Raw genomic sequence first — 17064 nt, forward strand, 5'->3', positions numbered from 1 at the left:
ACTGGTTGACGACAGGCTTTTAGCTGCATGCCGCAACCGGTAAGTCCTGCCACTGGGGTCGGCAACCGATGCCGAGGAGTCCGAAGACTGTGTTGACGGATTCACGGAGCGTTTCAAGCTGCGCCCGCGAGCGCCGATGCGCCACAGTTGCCTCCGCAACTGTGGTTTTCCGGAAGCGGACCTTGTCGCCTGGGCGGGCTTGGGCGAGTACGTCAAGGCCAATGCTGGTGACGACGGCGAGCACCGGGTACCCGGCGGTGACCCCGCGGCCCCGGTGGAGTACCAGGAGCTCTTCCCGGGAGGGAACTTCGACGGCGCCCACCGGCACTCCGCGTGAAAGCACCTCGCCGCTCGTGGTTCTTTCCGGCAGTTGGCCGCCGAGTCGAAGGCCGATGTGGTTGCTCCGTCCGCTCACGGCGTACTCCGAGGTGAAGAGCAGTTCCCCGGATTCGCCGAACTCGGCGACGTCGGGCCCATCAGTCACGTCGACCAGCAGTTCCTGCCCCATGTTGGGGCGTTCAAGGCCAAGCCGGAAGAGCGGAAGGTCGAAGTACGGCTGACGCACGGGGCCCACGGTGCGGCGCGTGATAAGTGTGGCTCCTTCCTTGAGTTGCAGACCAAACCCCACAACCGTGTCCGGAGCGCAACTGCCCAGCAACTGCGGCACCTCGAATGAGCCATGGATGGCAAGGTAGGCACGGAGGCCCCGGTTGATTCCCCGGATGGCGACCGTCTCCCCCGCTCGGACCGAGACCGGTTCCCACTGGCTGCATGGTCTCCCTCCGACGGTCAGAGTCAGGGGTGCACCTGTGACCGCGATCAAGATGTCATCCTCGGCTTTCATCTTGAAGTCCAAGGCAGTGATTTCCACGAGGGGATCGTTGTCCAGGTTGCCGGTCAGGATGTTGGCGGCGCGGGCCGAATACTGGTCCAAGGCGCCATTGACCGGCAGTCCAAAGCGGGGCCCGCGGAACCGGCCAAGGTCGGTGACCACGCAGTTGCCGGGTTGCTGGATGAGGATCCGCCCGCTCATAGCCGGGCTTCCAATTCCCTGCCGACGTACGAGCCAAAGTTCTCGGCCTCGATCCGGCGGAACCGGAGAATGTCGCCGGGCTTGTAGGGAACCAGAGGTTCACGGCGAATGTTCAGGACGGAAAGCGGCGTCTGGCCGATGACGCACCAGCCGCCGGGTGCCATCGCAGGTGCAATGACAGCTTGCCGACCAGCCACAGCCACGGCCCCTGCCGGGACGCTCAATCGAGGATCTTTGAGGCGCGGTACGGGCAGGGGAAACGCGGGGCCGTCCATCATGGGTGACCCAGCCGGTGCGCCAAGGCAACGGACGGTGTACGTCTTTTCGGTGTGTAGGCGGATGACATCTTCCGTGGCGATGCCTTGGTGCTCGGCTACGCGCTCCAGGTCAGGACCGTATTCGCCCCCGTACACCACCGGGACGTCGAACTCTCGGGGTGCCGCATCGGCGTCGGCGGACCGGTCCAGTTCAAGGAGCCCAAGCTTCACGAAAGCGCGCACCTGATGCGCCGACACGAGGACGGGGTCGAATTCCACCAGCACGGAATCGTAGGTGGGTACAGCGCCATGGAGCCCCTCGCCGCCGCAGCTCTCGAGCCAGTTGGCAAGACGGTGGACTGTCAGCCAGTTGTCCTCGCTTGCCTTTGCGAGTGCAACTACCCGCAGCGCGGAGTCTCCGGATTCGTAAACTTCGGTGGGGGCCGCTTGGAGCACGGACATGTCAGGCCGCCTTCCTTTTGGCATCCATGACTTCGGTCAAGGGGGCGACGCGGACGCCGGCCGAAATGAGCTCCGAGCGGATGAGCCGGGCCAGTTCGACGGCGTCGGGGTTGTCTCCGTGCAGCAGGACGGTGTCTGCGGAAATGTCGATGTCGGTGCCGTTGGCGCATCGGATCTTGCCTTCGCACACCATGCGGACGGTGCGGTCCACTATGTCCGAGCGATCGTGCAGCACGGCTCCTGGCTGGTTGCGCGGGACCAACGTCCCGTCTTCCTGGTAGGCGCGGTCCACGATGCCCACCACGGCCACGCGCAAGCCAGCTTCGCGGGAAGCCTTGGCCAGCTCGCCCTCTTGGGCGACGACGACGAGTTCGCGGTCCACGCCGGCTGCGGCTTCAGCCACTGCCGCGGCGTAGTCGGCACGGACGGCCACAAGATTTCCAAGTCGGCCGTGGGGTGCAAGATGGGTCACCTTGGATCCGTGGAAGGCCGCGAACCCGAACAGGGCGCCGAGCTGATAGAGGACATCTGCGCGGACCTCGTCCGCGGTGAGGCCCATGTCCCGGCGGCCGAACCCTCGCAGGTCCGGGAAACTCGGGTGCGCGCCGATGCCGACTCCGCGACGTACGCATTCAGCCACCGTGGCGTTCATGATGTCCGGATCACCGGCATGGAACCCGCAAGCGATATTTGCGCTTGAGACGATATCCAGGAGATCGAGGTCATTGCCTATGGTGTAGGCGCCGAACCCCTCGCCAAGATCCGCTACAAGATCAATTGTCGGGTTCACGTGATTCTCTTTCCGTGGCTTTGCATTAGGGTGCCTCAATTCCACATTTCCCAATCAAGGAATATTGGAATATTCAGGAATGGCAGCTGCTTCGTGATTATCAATAGCGCCGCCGAAGATTCTTTCTAGAAGTCTCGCACCCGCGAACTACTGTGCACAAAGACCTATTCGCTATCACGGGATAGCTTCCGGTTATGACCTACGCCACATCTGCTGCAGGCGGGGAAGCCCAGGCGTCTGGGGTGAGACCACGCCAAGCAAGCGCGCCGCCGTCGAACGTCTATTGACCGCGGTCGACGACGGCGGGCGGCGGTGCGCGTCGCTTCCACCCAGTGCACATGCGGACATTCCGCGTCCGGAAAAGCTTTCCCAGCAAGCAATTCATGCCTGCTTAATGGAAACTCCTAGTGAGTAACGGAACGGGAAAAGCGTGCCCTCAGGAGGCAAAAATGATGCCGATCACGATCAAAGCCTCAGGCCCGCAGCATCGAATATGAGTAAATTCGAATCAGACTGACTCTGCGAGCCAAAATGACTAGTCAGAAATGTTCGATGCCTCCAGCTCTAGCGGGCAGCCCTCAGCCCTCGACGATGGACATTGGCAAGCCGAAGCCATGCACGGACGGGGCGAGGCTGTCGAGCTGCCAACCGTCCGACGACGCTCGGAACGTCGCGGTCTGCGCCAACGAATAGCCGCTCGGGACGCTGCTTGGCCCATTCGCCGTCGACGCAAGATATTCCTGGGTCAATTCCTTGAAATGGACGCTCGCCTCCGAGCCGGTCACCTCGATCGAGTCCACGGTCACCGTCGTCGAAAAGGAGGTATACCAGAACCCGAATGACTTCAATCGAGCCTTCGACCGGGTCACCACTGGTAGGTCCCGCTCGCGTTTTGCGCGGTAGGCCGCCGTCGTTTGCCCTTCGGCGAGGCGCTGAGCCGGAGGAGCGTTGAGGGCCGTGCCGTTTCGGTCCTCAACGGCGACCTGGATGACGGGCGCGAGTTCGGACGACGACGGGCGAGGCACCGTTGCGAGCGATTCCACCTCCGTGCGGTCCGGATGCCGGCTGACACCCGGCAAGGGCGAAGCCGAGCAGTACCGCCGCCGCGACCGAGGTGCGTGGGTACTTGATCATGGTCCCCCTTGCCGTGAATGTCCTCACAGCGTGCCCTGCCGACTGCAACCAGTCAACGGCTCAAGCATGACCACCAACCGGTAGCCATGATTTCAGAGACCACACTTTTCCTTAATGAGCCGAAACAGGCCAAATGCGCCTATATTTGAATACCAGCAAAATTTGATTGATAGGAATCGGGAAACCGGCACTAATACTTGGGAAATGTCATCACAGAACGCGGGAGTACATATTAGTCCTTAGGGGACAAACCGCACAAAGACGGATTTCGCGTCCCGGCATAGAATTTCCTTATGGAATCCAACTCCCGATGAGGGCGTACAGGAAGGCAGACCCATGGACACGCGGAAGCTCTCATACTTCGTGAAGATCGTTGATTCGGGGAGCATCACCAAAGCGGCCGCTGCACTCCATGTCGCCCAACCTGCCCTCAGCCAGCAGGTGTCTGCCCTGGAAACCGATCTTAAGCAACGCCTGCTGATCCGCAGCAAGCAAGGAGTCGAGCCGACTGCCGCTGGACACACGCTGTACCGGCACGCCCAGACCATCCTGCGGCTCGTGGAACAAGCCAGGCAGGACGTCGCTGCGTCCGGGGCGGCGCCGTCGGGCCGGGTGTCAATCGCCATCGCACCGTACAGCATGGCCTCCAGCCTGACGCCGCAGATCATCCGAGAGGTGGGCCGGCGATACCCGGACATCGTGGTGCACCTGACAGAGATCTTCGGCGGTGTGCTGAGCGAGGCAATCAAGAATGGCCGCCTGGACATGGCACTAATCTACGAGCCGGGGAAGATCCGCGGGGTGCAGTTCACCACCATGATCGTGGAAGACCTACACCTGGTCACCCATGAAGACGTCGACGTGGCCCATGGCCGGTCAACGGTCACCCTTGAAGAAGCCAGCAGCCTTGGGCTGTTCCTCCCCGAAAAGAACCACACCCTGCGCCAGATCATCGAGAAGGGACTGGCCGACCAAGGCTTGCCCCTGCGCCTGATCGGAGAAGTGGAATCCGTGCCATCGCTTGTTCGGCTCATCCGCGCAAACCTTGGCGCCACGGTCCTGCCGAAGTCCGCCGCCAATGCGCTCTTCCCCGATGAGAACTTCAAGGTCCTGAGGATCATCGAACCCGCGCTGCAAAGCAAAATCGCCCTGTGCACTCCCGACCATGAGCCGCTGTCCGAGGCCGCCTCGGCCGTGCTGATCATCGTCAAGGAAATGCTTCAACATCGGCTGATCACCAAGTACGCGGCAGACCCCTCCCAAGCCTGATCCATCCATAACATTGTCTTATCTAGACAGACAGCTTTGGTCTTATTCACGCGCGTTTTAATTTCCTATTATCGAATTATCAAGTAATTCGATATGGCTCGCGGATTTCGTGAACCCGATCAAAGGAAACAGCGGTGAAAAAGATCAACCAGGCCAGTTGGGTTTCGAATACAACCCGCGGGTCGATGAGTGCGCGGACCGGATTCCACTGCCCAAGGAATGGTTTCTGGCGTCCTTGGGGAGGCGTGGGCGAGCCCCTGTTCGTCTTCGAAGGAAGCCTTATGCCGGCCCACGCCGGAAACAGCATCGAGTGGCATCTCATCGACGCCCGGCCAGGACACCCCGGGCTGGATTGATTCGTTCAGCCACGCCACCGAGCCGGCTGCCCGCCGTCGTCGTCGGACGCCGTCGTCGTCGGGCCCCGCCAGCACAACCCACAAGGCGCCCTGCTTTACGCAAGGCGCCTTCCCTTATGTTCGGCGCTAGTCTTCGATCAGGAGACCCTTGGCTTTTAGTTTGTCCGTCAACCCGCACAACTCGATGGTGGTACCGCCTGCGTGGTAGGCCTTGATGAGCTCGCGTTCGGCATCATCCCGGGCCTGGGAGAGGGCGATCACCTCTTCTGCTTCCTCGCGGCGGACCACGACGACGCCGTCAGCATCACCGCGGAGGATGTCGCCGGGGTAGATGATCTCGTCACCGAAAACCAAAGGATGGTTGATCGGCCCGAGGGTTTCCTTGACCGTGCCCTTGATGCAGATGCTCCCGGAGAAAACGGGCAGGCCCAGTTCGATGAGGTCCTGGGTGTCCCGCACACCGGAATCCGTCACCATGGCAGCGATCCCCTTGGCCTTCATGGCATTGCCCAGGACGTCGCCGAACGTTCCGGCGTCGGAAAATTCCTGCGCACCGACCAGCACCACGTCGCCCGCCTGGGCGTAGTGGATGGCGACCTGCAGCATGAGGTTGTCCTGCGGGGCACAGGCCACCGTCACGGCGGGCCCGCAAAAGGACATCGAACGGACGATCGGTTTGATCTTGGGGCTCAGCGCTCCCCGGCGGCCCTGTGCCTCGTGGATGGTCGCAGAGGAGAACGCTGCGAGACGACTGACGACGTCGGCGTCGGGCCTCTGGAACTTGGTCTTAACGTGAATCATTTCTTGCAACTTTCTCTTGGCTGGCTTCCAGGGTGCCCGTAGGGCTTAGTTGAGGGCGCTGACGGCTTGGCGGATCGAGTCCACGCCAGCGTTGATGGTCTCCATGGACGTCGCGAAGGAGATCCGGAAGTAGGGCCCGAGGCCGTAGGCCGAGCCCTGGATGACCGCGACCGAGGCCGCGTTGAGGAGATACAACGTGAAGTCCTGATCGTTCTCGATGGCTGTGCCGTCCGGTGCGGTCTTTCCGATGACCCCGCTGCAGTTCACGTACGCGTAGAAGGCGCCATCGGCGGGCGCAACGGATAGCCCATCAATGGCGTTAAGGCCTTCGACGGCGACGTCCCGGCGCTTGCGGTACACCTCCACGCTGTCCCGCACGAAGGACTGATCGCCGTTCAGCGCAGCTGCCGCGGCCGCCTGGCTGACCGACGACGGGCAAGAGGACGTCTGCGACTGGAGTTTGTTCATGGCGGCGATCAATGGCGCCGGTCCAACGCCGTACCCGAGCCGCCAACCGGTCATCGCGTAGGCCTTGGAGACACCGTTGACCAGCAGGATGCGGTCGCGGAGGGACGGAACCGCTGTGACGAGGCTGGTCACCCGGCCATCGCCGAAGTGGATTTCGTCGTAGATCTCGTCGGTGAGGATATAGACGTGCGGGAATTCCTCAAGGACGGCACCCAGCGCCTGCAGTTCCTCGCGTGAGTACACAGCCCCCGTCGGGTTGGACGGAGCGTTGAGGATGAGCCACTTCGTCTTGGGGGTGATGGCTTCCTTGAGGGCCGCCGGCGTGAGCTTGAACCCGGTGTCTTCTCCGCAAGCGACGATCACGGGCGTGCCGTCGTTGGCGAGGACCATGTCCGGGTAGGAAACCCAGTAAGGAGCCGGGACGATGACCTCGTCGCCCTCGTTGAGCGATGCCATCAGTGCTACGTAGAGAACTTGCTTGGCACCGCCGCCGATGGTCAGCTGGTTCGCTTCGTAGTGCACGCCGGTGTGGCCTTCGATCCGGCGGAGGATGGCGGTCTGTAGCCCGGGCGTTCCGGTCACCGAGGTGTATTTGGTCTCGCCGGCGTTGATCGCTTCGATAGCGGCCGCCTTGATGTGGCCGGGGGTATCGAAGTCCGGCTCGCCGACGGTCAGGTCGATAATCGGGATGCCTTCGGCACGTAGTTCACGGACGCGGGCGGCGGCCGCCACGCTCGCTGAGGACTTGATGCGTGTCACCCTCGACGCCGGCAGGTACTCGGACATTGTCTTCTCCAGAATCGTGAAACTCAGGATTCGGGTGTCGAATCCCCAATTTCGAGACTAGGCACTGCCGGGCGCCGTGGATAAGACCTAATGTGCGTGGACCAATAAGGGGCACTTATGACCGCCTGATCCACTTGCCGAATCTGACGGGCTGTCTAAGCCGCCGGGCTCACTCTTTCTTTGCCGGAGGCGTCCTGCAGGCAAACAGTTCCTGTGTTCCTGTTTTCCTGGCGATGAGCACCGTCAATGCGCGGGCTTCCGTTGAAACCGGCTCAAAATGTTGGATCGACCGCGCACCAACGTTCCAGATGCGCTTCACGTCCAGCACCCGGTCGTGCTCATCCGTGGCAACCAAGGGCGGACTTCCCTGCCCCGCCATGGGCCTCCGTTTCCAGCACAGACTGACCACCGTCGCGTGCTCCCAGAATTCCACGGCAGTTACGAAGAATTCGCGCCCCTCGTCATCCAGGAACAGCCCGGACTGCGGGACGTAAACCGCCCGCAGATCGTACTCCACGGGGCCCGAACGCCTTCCAGCCGGCGGCTGGGCAATGGCTACAGTTTTTTGAGGATTGAGATCTGGTTGCGCGACCACGGCATGCTCCATTGAAGTTGCGGTCGACCCCCTCCTCGACCGCCCCCGAGGGGCCTCGGGATATCCAATGTAGCTCCGTCCCGGAACCTCCGGAAGAGTGTTGACTACCTACCTAATTCAGTAGCTCGACGGCGTGTCACCTGTCCCGCCGTCGGGCGCCATACCGCCGTCGGGGGCTGTGGGGATGAACTTGTCCGCGAGGGCTTCGGTGCCGCGGGCGAGCAGCGCGACATCGGCGCCGACCAGCACAAACGAGGCCCCGGCCGTCATATATGCCCGAGCCGTGTCTTCGTTGAAGGCGTTCACGCCGGCCGGTTTACCTGCGGTTTTCGCGGCGGTGAGGCAGTGTTCGACGGCGGCGCGCACCTTGGGGTGCTCCTGCTCGCCGAGCAGGCCCATGGACGCGGCGAGGTCGGAGGGCCCGACGAAGATGGCGTCGACGCCGTCGACCGCCAGGATGTCCTCCACCGCGTCAACGGCTGCGGAGGTTTCGATCTGGACCGTGACGCTGACCGTCTCCGACGCCCGGGCGAGGTAGTCCGGGATGCGGTTCCAGCGCGAAGCCCATGGCCAGAGAGGAGCCGACGCCGCGCACCCCGTGGGGCGGGTAGCGCACCGCGGCGACGGCGGCCTTGGCTTCCGCGGCGGAGCTGACCATGGGGATGAGCAGGTCCTGCACGCCTAGGTCCAGGTATTGCTTCAGGAGCACGGTGTCGTTGACCGGCGGACGGACCACGGCCTGGACGGGGTAGCCGCGGACGGCCTGGAGCTGGGCGAGGATGGATTCCAGGCCGTTGGGGCTGTGCTCGGCATCAATCAACAGCCAGTTCCAGGCCGGCACCGGCGCAGAGTTCGGCAATGAGCGGGCTGCCGGAGCACACCCACATCCCGACGAGGGGCCTGCCTGCTTTACCTTTTTGATTGCGCAGCGCCTGACGGAACGTACGGTCTGGTTCTACTCGAACCGGCATGTGACAACCCCCAAGGGTCCGTAATCGGCGTGGACGGTATCCCCTTTGTACACCCAGAGGGGGCGGGTGAAGGACCCAGCGAGGATGATTTCGCCGGCCTTCAGCCCGTCACCGTGGGGGGCGATCTTGTTGGCAAGCCAGTGCACCCCGTTGGCCGGGTGGTCCAGGACGCCGGCGGCGACCCCGGTCTCCTCCACGGTCTGGTTCTTGTACAGGATCGCGGAAACCCAGCGGAGGTCCACGGCGTCCGGTTTCACTGGTCGCCCACCGACCACCATGGCACCCATCGCGGCGTTGTCGCTGATGGTGTCCACGATGGTCCGGCCCTCCATCTCGATCCTGGAATTCCAGGATCTCCAGAGCAGGCACCACGTAGTCGGTCGCGTTCAGGACGTCGAAGATGGTGCAACCGGGCCCTTTGAGGTCGTGTTTGAGCACAAATGCGAGCTCCACCTCCACCCGCGGGTGCGTGTACTGGTCCCACGCCACGGAGCAGCCGGTCTCGAGGACCATGTCATCGAAAATGGCGCCGTAGTCCGGTTCGGTGATGCCCGTGGCGTCCTGCATAGCCTTGGACGTCAGCCCGATCTTGCGGCCTACCAGCGTGCGCCCTGCGTCTTCGTTGCGGCGGCGCCACAACTGCTGCACGGCGTAGGAATCCTCCACCGTCATCTCCGGGTATCGGGCGGTGAGGCGCGGAACAGGGGTCCTGGTCCGGCCTGCTTCCAGTAGTTCGTCCGCAATGGTTTCTATCGTCTTCGGGTCAAGCATCTTCACGCTCCGTTCGGCTGGCTGACGTTCTCTGAGAGTTGCGGGCTTAGAGTTGCGAGCCCACCTTGAAGCCGGCGGCTTCGCCGTCGGCCTGGCGGGTGTAGGAGAAGCCGTCGGCGCCCACGGTGACAGCCATTTCCGAGGCGTCGGTGCGTTCGATGACCGGCTGCGGGTTGCCGTCAAGGTCCAGGACCAGGGAAGCCTCGGTGTACCAGGACGGGACGACGGCGTTGCCCCACCAGTCGCGGCGCTGGTTGTCGTGGACATCCCAGGTGACCGTGGGGTTGTCCGGGTCCCCGGTGTAGTAGTCCTGGGTGTAGATCTCCACGCGGTGCCCGTCCGGGTCCAGGATGTACAGGTAGAAGGCGTTGGACACACCATGCCGGCCCGGGCCACGTTCGATCCGGTCGCTGATACGCAGGGCACCCATCTTGTCGCAGATCTGGATGATGTTGTGCTTCTCATGAGTGGCGAACGCGATGTGGTGCAGGCGCGGGCCGTTGCCGCCGGTCAGGGCAGTGTCGTGCACGGTCTGCTTGCGGTGCATCCACGCCGCGTACGTGACGCCGTCGGAATCCTTGATGTCCTCCGAGACCCGGAAGCCCAAGTCTTCAAGGTACTTCCGGCCGCGCGGCACATCGGGCGTGACCTGGTTGAAGTGGTCCAGGCGGACCAGTTCCCCGGCGGAGTACAGGTCGTAGCGCTGGGTGAGGCGTTCCACGTGCTCCACGTCGTAGAAGAACTCGTAGGGGAAACCGAGCGGGTCCTCCACGCGGACCGAGTCGCCGACGCCCTTCGTGAAGCCCTCCTTGCGCCGCTCCACACGGCAGCCCAGCTCGCGGTAATAGGCCTCGGCGGCGTCAACTTCGGCCGGGGACTTCACCCGGTACGCGAACGCGGCAGCGGCGGCGACCGGGCCCTTGCGCAGGACCAGGTTGTGGTGGATGAACTCCTCGAAGGAGCGCAGGTAGATGGTGTTCTCGTCTTCTTCGGTGACATGCAGGCCGAGCAGGTCAACGTAGAACGCGCGGGACCTGGCGAGGTCCGTGACCACGAGCTCGAGGTAGGCGCAGCGGACGATATCCGGGGCAGGGACGGTGGGGGTGGGTGCAAAGTTGGTCATGGGGTTCTCTCTTCGTTGAAAGTCGCGAAAGGGGGTACGGGCCGGGAGTTTGTGTACAGATCAGGTCCCTTTAGCGGGCGTTTAAGGGGCACGATGTGTACACAAACTCGCGTGCTAGGCGCCGAACTTGGGGGTGTGGACGGTCCCGAGGGTGATGTGCACGGCCTGCTGGTCAGTGTAGAAATCGATGGAGCGGTAGCCGCCTTCGTGGCCCAGGCCGGAGGCTTTGACCCCGCCGAATGGGGTGCGCAGGTCCCGGACGTTGTGGCTGTTGAGCCAGACCATGCCGGCCTCGACGTTCTGGGCGAAGTTGTGGGCCCGGGTCAGGTTCTGGGTCCAGATGTAGGCCGCCAGGCCGTATTTGGTGTTGTTCGCCAGGGCGAGGGCTTCGTCGTCGTTCTCGAAGGGCGTGATCGCGACGACGGGACCGAAGATCTCTTCCTGGAAGATCCGGGCCTCGGGCGCGACGTCGGCGAACACCGTGGGTGCGATGTAGTTGCCTGCGGGGAGGCCTTCCGGCCGTCCGCCGCCGGCGAGAAGCCGGCCTTCGGACTTGCCGATCTCCACGTACGAGGCCACCTTTTCGAAGTGCTCGGGGTGGACGAGGGCGCCCACCTGGGTCTTGGGATCGTGCGGGTCGCCGACGACGATGTTCTTTGCGCGGGCGGCGTACTTTTCGCAGAACTCGTCATAGATGGCGCGTTCGACCAGGATGCGGGAGCCGGCGGTGCAGCGTTCCCCGTTGAGGGAAAAGACGCCGAACAGCGCCGAATCGATCGCGGCGTCGAGATCGGCATCGGCGAACACGACGCACGGGGACTTCCCGCCGAGCTCCATGGACAGGCCCTTGAGGTTGGCCGCGGCGTTGCGGAAGATCGTCTGCCCCGTGGTGGTCTCGCCGGTGAAGGAAATCAGGGGCACGTCCGGGTGCTTCACGAGCGCGTCGCCGGCTTCCTCGCCGAGTCCGTTGACCAGGTTGAACACGCCGTCCGGCAGGCCTGCATCCTTGAAGATGTTTGCCCACAGCGACGCGGACAACGGCGTGAACTCGGCCGGCTTCAGCACCACGGTGTTGCCGGTGGCCAAGGCGGGAGCGAGCTTCCAGGACTCGAGCATGAACGGGGTGTTCCACGGCGTGATCAGGCCCGCGACGCCGATCGGCTTCCGGTTCACGTAGTTGATCTGCGAACCGGGGACCTTCATGGCGTCGTCGAACTGGGCCACGATCAGGTCCGCGAAGAAACGGAAGTTCTCGGCCGCACGCAGGGCCTGACCCTTGGCCTGGGTGATCGGAAGGCCGGTGTCAAAGGTCTCCAGCTCGGCGAGGCGCTCTTCCTGGGCTTCGACGGCGTCGGCGATCTTGTTCAGCACGCGGGCACGTTCACGCGGCTTCATCTTCGGCCACGGGCCGTTGACGAACGCTTCGCGGGCGGCGGCGACGGCGAGGTCGATGTCTTCCTTCTGGCCCGCCGCGGCGGTGGCGTAGTTGGTGTTCGAGACCGGGTCCAGGACATCGAACGTCTTCCCGCCCACGGAATCAACGAACTGGCCGTTGATGAAGTGCTGGATGTGGGTGGGGAGATCCTTCGGGACGTAGTGGGTAGCTGTGGTTTCTGGTGCAGTGAACGTCATTGTTTCTCTTCCTTTACTAGTGCAACGCGGGGTCACTTACGGCCCATAATCGGGCCTGACATGGGCCGTAAGTGACCCCGCGTTGCTTCTAGGTGGTCTGGGCGAGGTACGCGTCTAGGGTGGCGCTGCGGTGGCGGCGGGCGGCTTGTTCGATGGTGTCGGCGTCGGCGTTGCTTTCTATGAGCTTCAGCAGCGCCTCGTGCTCTTTGACGGACTCCTGCGCCCGGCCGGGGACAAAGCGGAACGTCGAGGCCCTGATCGAGGCGAGCCGGTTCCAGCCCCTGTGGACCAGGCCCAGGATGTGCGGATTGGGGCAGTGTTCAAAGAGCACGCTGTGGAAATCCTGGTTCAGCGCGGTGAAGCGGACCGGGTCAAAATGCTCCAGACACTCGCGCATCTCAGCGTTCACGGCACGGGCACGGGCAATAGCCACCGAATCGATGAGCGGTGCGGACAAGGCAGTAGCCGCGCCTTCCACGATGCTCAGGGTCTGCATCGTGTACAGGTACTCGGTGGGGTCGATCCCGGAGACCGTGGCGCCGACGTTGCGCTCGAATTTCACGAGCCCTTCGGCTTCCAGGCGGCGGATAGCCTCCCGGACCGGCACCACGCTCACGCCGAGGTCCTCGGCGATCTTGGCCAGCACCAAGCGGTAGCCTGGCGTGTACGTGCCCTCCACGATCCGCGCCTTGACGGCGGCATAAGCCTGCTCGGATTTGCTCCCGGTCTTCCCGCCCAAGGCGAGGCTCCCGACGGCGGTGTCAGTCATCTTGGACTCCTTCGCGGCGTTCCAGTGCGGACCATTCTTGGTAGCGCCCGTGCCATTCGGCGTTCATCGGGTACAGGCCGTCGACGCTATTGCCCTGTTTGACCATCTCGAAGATGAAGGTTTCTTCCTTCTCCTGCTCGATGCATTCGTCCACGAGTTCCCCGGCGATGGCCGGGGGGATCACCAGGATGCCGTCGGAGTCGGCCACGATGATGTCCCCGGGCTGCACCGTCGCTCCGCCGCAAGCGATGGTGATGTCCGTGTCCCACGGGATGTGACGGCGGCCGAGCACGGCCGGGTGCGGGTTGGCGAAGTAGGTGGGCATGTCCAGTCCTGCGACGGCGGAGTAGTCGCGGACGCCGCCGTCGGTGATGATCGCCGCGGCGCCGCGCATCTGGGCGCGCAGCGCGAGGATGTCCCCCACGGTGCCGGTGCCTTTTTCGCCCCGGGCTTCCATGACCAGGATCTCGCCTTCGTTCACGGAGTCGATGGCCCGCTTCTGCGCGTTGAAACCGCCGCCATGCGTTGTGAACAGGTCCTCGCGGTTGGGAACATAGCGCAGCGTCCGGGCCAGGCCGACGACGCGGCGCTCGGGGCGGGTGGCCTGGAGTCCGTCGATGCTCACGTTGTTCAGCCCGCGCTTGCGCAGTTGGCTGGACAGGGTCGCGGTGGCGACGGACTCGAGCTTTTTCTTCAGCTCCGGGGACAAAGCGGTCACCGGCGCGCTGAATGAAGGCAGCCCGGCTGCTTCCCGCGAACCGTACGCCTCCTCCCGCTGCGTGTCATCGGTCATGGGCCGGGCGCCGAAGTCCGCGAACGCCGTCGTACCTTCCGTCACTTTGGTGGTCAGACGGCCGCTACTGAGGCTGCCGGCACTGACTTCGACCTCGACGACGTCGCCGGGCTGGGCGACGGAGGCGCCGGCCGGGGTGCCGGTCAGGATGATGTCGCCGGCTTCGAGGGTGAGGAGCTGGGAGAGGTCGGCAATGAGGCGGGCGAAGGGGAACAGGAGGTCTTCGGTGGTGTCGTCCTGGACGAGTTCGCCGTTGTGCCAGGTGCGGATGCGAAGTTGGGAGGGGTCGACGTCGGCGGCCGGGATGAGCTCGGGGCCCACCGGGGTGAAGCCGTCGCCGCCCTTGGACCGGAGGTTAGAGCCTTTGTCCGCGTAACGGAGGTCGTAAACGCCGAGGTCGTTGCTGGCCGTGACCCACTCGACGTGGCCCCACGCGTCCTCGATGCCCACGCGCCGGGCCGGCGTGCCGATGACCAGCGCGATCTCGCCCTCGTAGCCCAGGAGTTCACACCCGGCCGGACGTTCCACGGGGCTTCCGCTCAATGACAGGGAGCTGGAAGGCTTCAGGAAATAGGACGGCTGCTCCGGCGTGCGGCCGCGCTGGGCCGCCCGGCTGGGGTAGTTGATATGCACCGCGATGACCTTGCGGGCCGCGGCCAGGAGATGGTCGGTGACCTGTTCCAAGAGTTACTCCTCATCGAGTACGAAATCGTATACGAAAACTATGGCCCAAGGTTCGGGAGGCGTCAACCCCCTTGATTATTCCGATTTCCGGCCAAACGGCCCGACGAGCAGCGGAGGCATGGCTTGCTCAATGCGGAGGTCGGTCGATTCTGCTCAATCATCCGGCCGGGCAAATCCGTCTCTGCCGGAATGACGCGGAATCCGGACCCTCTACGAGCGGATGATCCAGCAGAATGTATCGCGCTTCGCGAACCAGGCGGCTCCACGCGGCTCCAGGCGCGTTCCAGGCGCGTTCCAACGGCGCTCCGCGCTACCAGCCGCAGGGGCCTTGTCACGCGCGTCACGCCCTTGTAGAGTCTTGGACTAAGATTCGTTTCTATTATCGAACACCGTGTTCCAATATTGAACAACGAATAGACCGCCACACAACGAAGTGAGGAATTCCCGTGCAGTTCCACCACCACGGTTACGTATCCGGTGACCCTCGAGTCCAGCCGGCCGCAGGCGTAGGCATCGATCGCCCTTCGGGCCTTCCAGACGAGGTCGACGTGCTCATTGTGGGCAGCGGGCCAGCGGGCATGCTCACCGCTGCGCAGTTGTCCCAGTTCCCCGGCATCACCACCCGGATCGTGGAGCGTCGCCCGGGAAGGCTCGCCATCGGCCAGGCCGACGGCATCCAGGCCCGGAGCGTGGAGACGTTCCAGGCCTTCGGCTTCGCCGAGCGGATTATCGCCGAGGCGTACCGGATCACCGAGATGGCGTTCTGGAAGCCGGACCCCGCGGACCCGTCGCGCATCATCCGCGCCGCCCGCGCCGTCGACGACCCCGCCGGAATCAGCGAGTTCCCGCACCTCATCGTCAACCAGGCCCGCGTGCTGGACTACTTCGCCGAGTTCATGGCGAACTCCCCCACCCGAATGTCTCCCGACTACGGTTTCGAGTTCCGCGGCCTCGAGGTCACTGGTGAAGGCGAATACCCCGTCACCGTAACGCTGCTCCACACCGCCGGCCCGAACGAAGGCCGGGAGCGCATTGTCCGGGCCAAGTACGTTGTCGGCGCCGATGGTGCGCGGAGCAAGGTGCGGGAGTCGATCGGCTGCACTCTCGCCGGTGACCAGGCCAACCACGCCTGGGGTGTCATGGACGTCCTTGCCTCCACCGATTTCCCGGACATCCGCTTGAAGTGTGCCATCCAGTCCGGCCAAGGCGGCAGCATCCTGCTGATCCCACGCGAAGGCGGCCACCTCTTCCGCATGTACGTGGACCTGGGCGAAGTCTCGCAGGACGCCCACCGCTCCGTGCGTAACACCACCATTGAGCAGATCATCGCCAAGGCGAACGAAATCCTCCATCCCTACACGCTCGACGTCCGTAACGTCGCCTGGCACAGCGTCTACGAAGTCGGCCACCGCCTCACGGACAGGTTCGACGACGTTCTGCCGGAGGAGCGCGGCACACGGACTCCACGCGTTTTCATCACTGGCGATGCGTGCCACACGCACAGCGCCAAGGCTGGCCAAGGCATGAACGTCTCCATGCAGGACGGATTCAACCTGGGCTGGAAGCTTGGGCACGTCCTTGAGGGCCGCAGCCCCGAAGCCCTGCTGTCCACGTACTCGGCCGAGCGTCAGGTCATCGCAAAGAACCTCATCGACTTCGACAAAGAGTGGTCCACCCTGATGGCCAAAAAGCCCGAGGAGTTCGAAGACCCCACGGAGCTTGAGAACTTCTATGTGAGCACGGCAGAGTTCCCCGCCGGCTTCATGACGCAGTACGCGCCCAGCATGCTCATCGCGGAGCCCGCACACCAGGACCTGGCCACTGGCTTCACCATCGGTAAGCGTTTCAAGTCCGCCCCGGTGGTACGCGTCTGCGACACCAACCCGATGCAGCTTGGCCACCACGCCAAAGCAGACGGACGGTGGCGTATCTACGTCTTCGCTGACGCGAAGACGCCAGGCGCCGACTCGACGGCGGCAGGCGCGCCGTCGCCCGTCGTCGACTTTGCCGAGTGGATCGCGAACTCGCCGGACTCGCCGCTGGCCGCTACGCCGTCGGGCGCTGATGTTGACGCATGGTTCGACGTGAAGGTCATCTACCAGCAGGACCACGCGAGCATCGACATCAACTCGGTACCGTCGGTGTTCAAGCCGGAGGTGGGGCCGTTCAAGCTCACCTACCTCGAGAAGGTCTACGCCACGGATCCAACGGCTGACATCTTCGAGCTGCGCGGCCTCGACCGTGGCGGCGTCGTGGTGGTGGTGCGCCCGGATCAGTACGTCGCGAACGTACTGCCCTTGACGGCGACGGCGGAGCTTGCCGCGTTCTTCGCACCCCTCCAGCGCGCCGGGCTGCCCGAAACGGTGTAAC

At 63.9% G+C, this 17064-nt stretch carries 14 protein-coding genes and 2 pseudogenes; 3 read left to right on the top strand and 13 right to left on the bottom strand.

Annotation, left to right across the window (positions count from 1 at the left end):
- Window positions 1-19: 19 nt before the first annotated feature.
- The 4 genes from ACF0H6_RS10875 to ACF0H6_RS10890 form a co-directional block, all read right to left on the bottom strand.
- Entirely contained in the window at window positions 20-1033 is a 1014-nt protein-coding gene (locus ACF0H6_RS10875) for a biotin-dependent carboxyltransferase family protein (protein WP_395249607.1), read from the bottom strand.
- Window positions 1030-1752, bottom strand: a complete 723-nt coding sequence (locus ACF0H6_RS10880; protein WP_395249608.1) for an allophanate hydrolase subunit 1 — start codon at window positions 1750-1752, stop codon at window positions 1030-1032. The genes ACF0H6_RS10875 and ACF0H6_RS10880 overlap by 4 nt, the downstream gene beginning before the upstream one ends.
- 1 nt (window position 1753) lies before the next feature.
- A complete protein-coding gene (locus ACF0H6_RS10885; protein WP_395249609.1) occupies window positions 1754-2542 on the bottom strand; it encodes a LamB/YcsF family protein in 789 nt (262 codons plus the stop codon).
- A 578-nt stretch (window positions 2543-3120) separates the two neighbouring features.
- Entirely contained in the window at window positions 3121-3621 is a 501-nt protein-coding gene (locus ACF0H6_RS10890; RefSeq protein WP_395249610.1) for a hypothetical protein, read from the bottom strand.
- 391 nt (window positions 3622-4012) lie between these two features.
- On the opposite strand from ACF0H6_RS10890, the gene ACF0H6_RS10895 reads away from it, so the two are divergent.
- Complete coding sequence (locus ACF0H6_RS10895; RefSeq protein ID WP_395249611.1) at window positions 4013-4945, top strand: LysR substrate-binding domain-containing protein; 933 nt, start codon at window positions 4013-4015, stop codon at window positions 4943-4945.
- Window positions 4946-5079: 134 nt separating this feature from the next.
- The gene (locus ACF0H6_RS10900; protein WP_395249612.1) at window positions 5080-5301 is read left to right on the top strand and encodes a hypothetical protein; all 222 of its coding nucleotides are present in this window, start codon (window positions 5080-5082) and stop codon (window positions 5299-5301) included.
- 126 nt (window positions 5302-5427) lie between these two features.
- Here the strand turns inward: ACF0H6_RS10900 and ACF0H6_RS10905 are convergent, their stop codons facing one another.
- The 9 genes and pseudogenes from ACF0H6_RS10905 to ACF0H6_RS10945 form a co-directional block, all read right to left on the bottom strand.
- A complete protein-coding gene (locus ACF0H6_RS10905; RefSeq protein WP_395249613.1) occupies window positions 5428-6102 on the bottom strand; it encodes a 4-carboxy-4-hydroxy-2-oxoadipate aldolase/oxaloacetate decarboxylase in 675 nt (224 codons plus the stop codon).
- 45 nt (window positions 6103-6147) lie between these two features.
- Window positions 6148-7356 carry an aspartate transaminase gene (locus ACF0H6_RS10910; RefSeq protein WP_395249614.1) on the bottom strand — a complete coding sequence of 403 codons (1209 nt, stop codon included), beginning with the start codon at window positions 7354-7356 and terminating at the stop codon, window positions 6148-6150.
- A gap of 169 nt (window positions 7357-7525) precedes the next feature.
- A complete protein-coding gene (locus ACF0H6_RS10915) occupies window positions 7526-7963 on the bottom strand; it encodes a hypothetical protein (protein ID WP_395249615.1) in 438 nt (145 codons plus the stop codon).
- A gap of 105 nt (window positions 7964-8068) precedes the next feature.
- Window positions 8069-8922: pseudogene (locus ACF0H6_RS10920) on the bottom strand (HpcH/HpaI aldolase/citrate lyase family protein).
- Window positions 8907-9693, bottom strand: a pseudogene (hpaH, locus tag ACF0H6_RS10925) (2-oxo-hept-4-ene-1,7-dioate hydratase). Before hpaH ends, ACF0H6_RS10920 begins: the two co-directional pseudogenes overlap by 16 nt.
- Window positions 9694-9739: 46 nt before the next feature.
- Window positions 9740-10816, bottom strand: a complete 1077-nt coding sequence (gene hpaD, locus ACF0H6_RS10930; RefSeq protein WP_395249616.1) for a 3,4-dihydroxyphenylacetate 2,3-dioxygenase — start codon at window positions 10814-10816, stop codon at window positions 9740-9742.
- A 114-nt stretch (window positions 10817-10930) separates the two neighbouring features.
- Window positions 10931-12448 carry a 5-carboxymethyl-2-hydroxymuconate semialdehyde dehydrogenase gene (hpaE, locus tag ACF0H6_RS10935; RefSeq protein WP_395249617.1) on the bottom strand — a complete coding sequence of 506 codons (1518 nt, stop codon included), beginning with the start codon at window positions 12446-12448 and terminating at the stop codon, window positions 10931-10933.
- Between the two features lie 88 nt (window positions 12449-12536).
- Window positions 12537-13217 carry a GntR family transcriptional regulator gene (locus ACF0H6_RS10940; protein WP_395249618.1) on the bottom strand — a complete coding sequence of 227 codons (681 nt, stop codon included), beginning with the start codon at window positions 13215-13217 and terminating at the stop codon, window positions 12537-12539.
- Entirely contained in the window at window positions 13210-14694 is a 1485-nt protein-coding gene (locus ACF0H6_RS10945) for a fumarylacetoacetate hydrolase family protein (protein ID WP_395249619.1), read from the bottom strand. The genes ACF0H6_RS10940 and ACF0H6_RS10945 overlap by 8 nt, the downstream gene beginning before the upstream one ends.
- 446 nt (window positions 14695-15140) lie before the next feature.
- Between ACF0H6_RS10945 and ACF0H6_RS10950 the strand changes: the two genes are divergently transcribed.
- On the top strand, window positions 15141-17063 hold the full coding sequence (locus tag ACF0H6_RS10950) for an FAD-binding monooxygenase (protein ID WP_395249620.1): 1923 nt from the start codon (window positions 15141-15143) through the stop codon (window positions 17061-17063).
- Window position 17064: the final 1 nt, after the last annotated feature.

This window comes from Arthrobacter sp. NA-172, assembly GCF_043952055.1.
Lineage (GTDB): Bacteria > Actinomycetota > Actinomycetes > Actinomycetales > Micrococcaceae > Arthrobacter.

Excerpts from the sequence above, each read along its gene's own strand:
- ACF0H6_RS10895 (WP_395249611.1), top strand. The coding sequence starts at position 4,013 with ATGGACACGCGGAAGCTCTCATACTTCGTGAAGATCGTTGATTCGGGG.
- hpaD (WP_395249616.1), bottom strand. The coding sequence starts at position 10,816 with ATGACCAACTTTGCACCCACCCCCACCGTCCCTGCCCCGGATATCGTC.
- hpaE (WP_395249617.1), bottom strand. The coding sequence starts at position 12,448 with ATGACGTTCACTGCACCAGAAACCACAGCTACCCACTACGTCCCGAAG.
- ACF0H6_RS10915 (WP_395249615.1), bottom strand. The coding sequence starts at position 7,963 with ATGGAGCATGCCGTGGTCGCGCAACCAGATCTCAATCCTCAAAAAACT.
- ACF0H6_RS10910 (WP_395249614.1), bottom strand. The coding sequence starts at position 7,356 with ATGTCCGAGTACCTGCCGGCGTCGAGGGTGACACGCATCAAGTCCTCA.
- ACF0H6_RS10875 (WP_395249607.1), bottom strand. The coding sequence starts at position 1,033 with ATGAGCGGGCGGATCCTCATCCAGCAACCCGGCAACTGCGTGGTCACC.
- ACF0H6_RS10905 (WP_395249613.1), bottom strand. The coding sequence starts at position 6,102 with ATGATTCACGTTAAGACCAAGTTCCAGAGGCCCGACGCCGACGTCGTC.
- ACF0H6_RS10940 (WP_395249618.1), bottom strand. The coding sequence starts at position 13,217 with ATGACTGACACCGCCGTCGGGAGCCTCGCCTTGGGCGGGAAGACCGGG.
- ACF0H6_RS10880 (WP_395249608.1), bottom strand. The coding sequence starts at position 1,752 with ATGTCCGTGCTCCAAGCGGCCCCCACCGAAGTTTACGAATCCGGAGAC.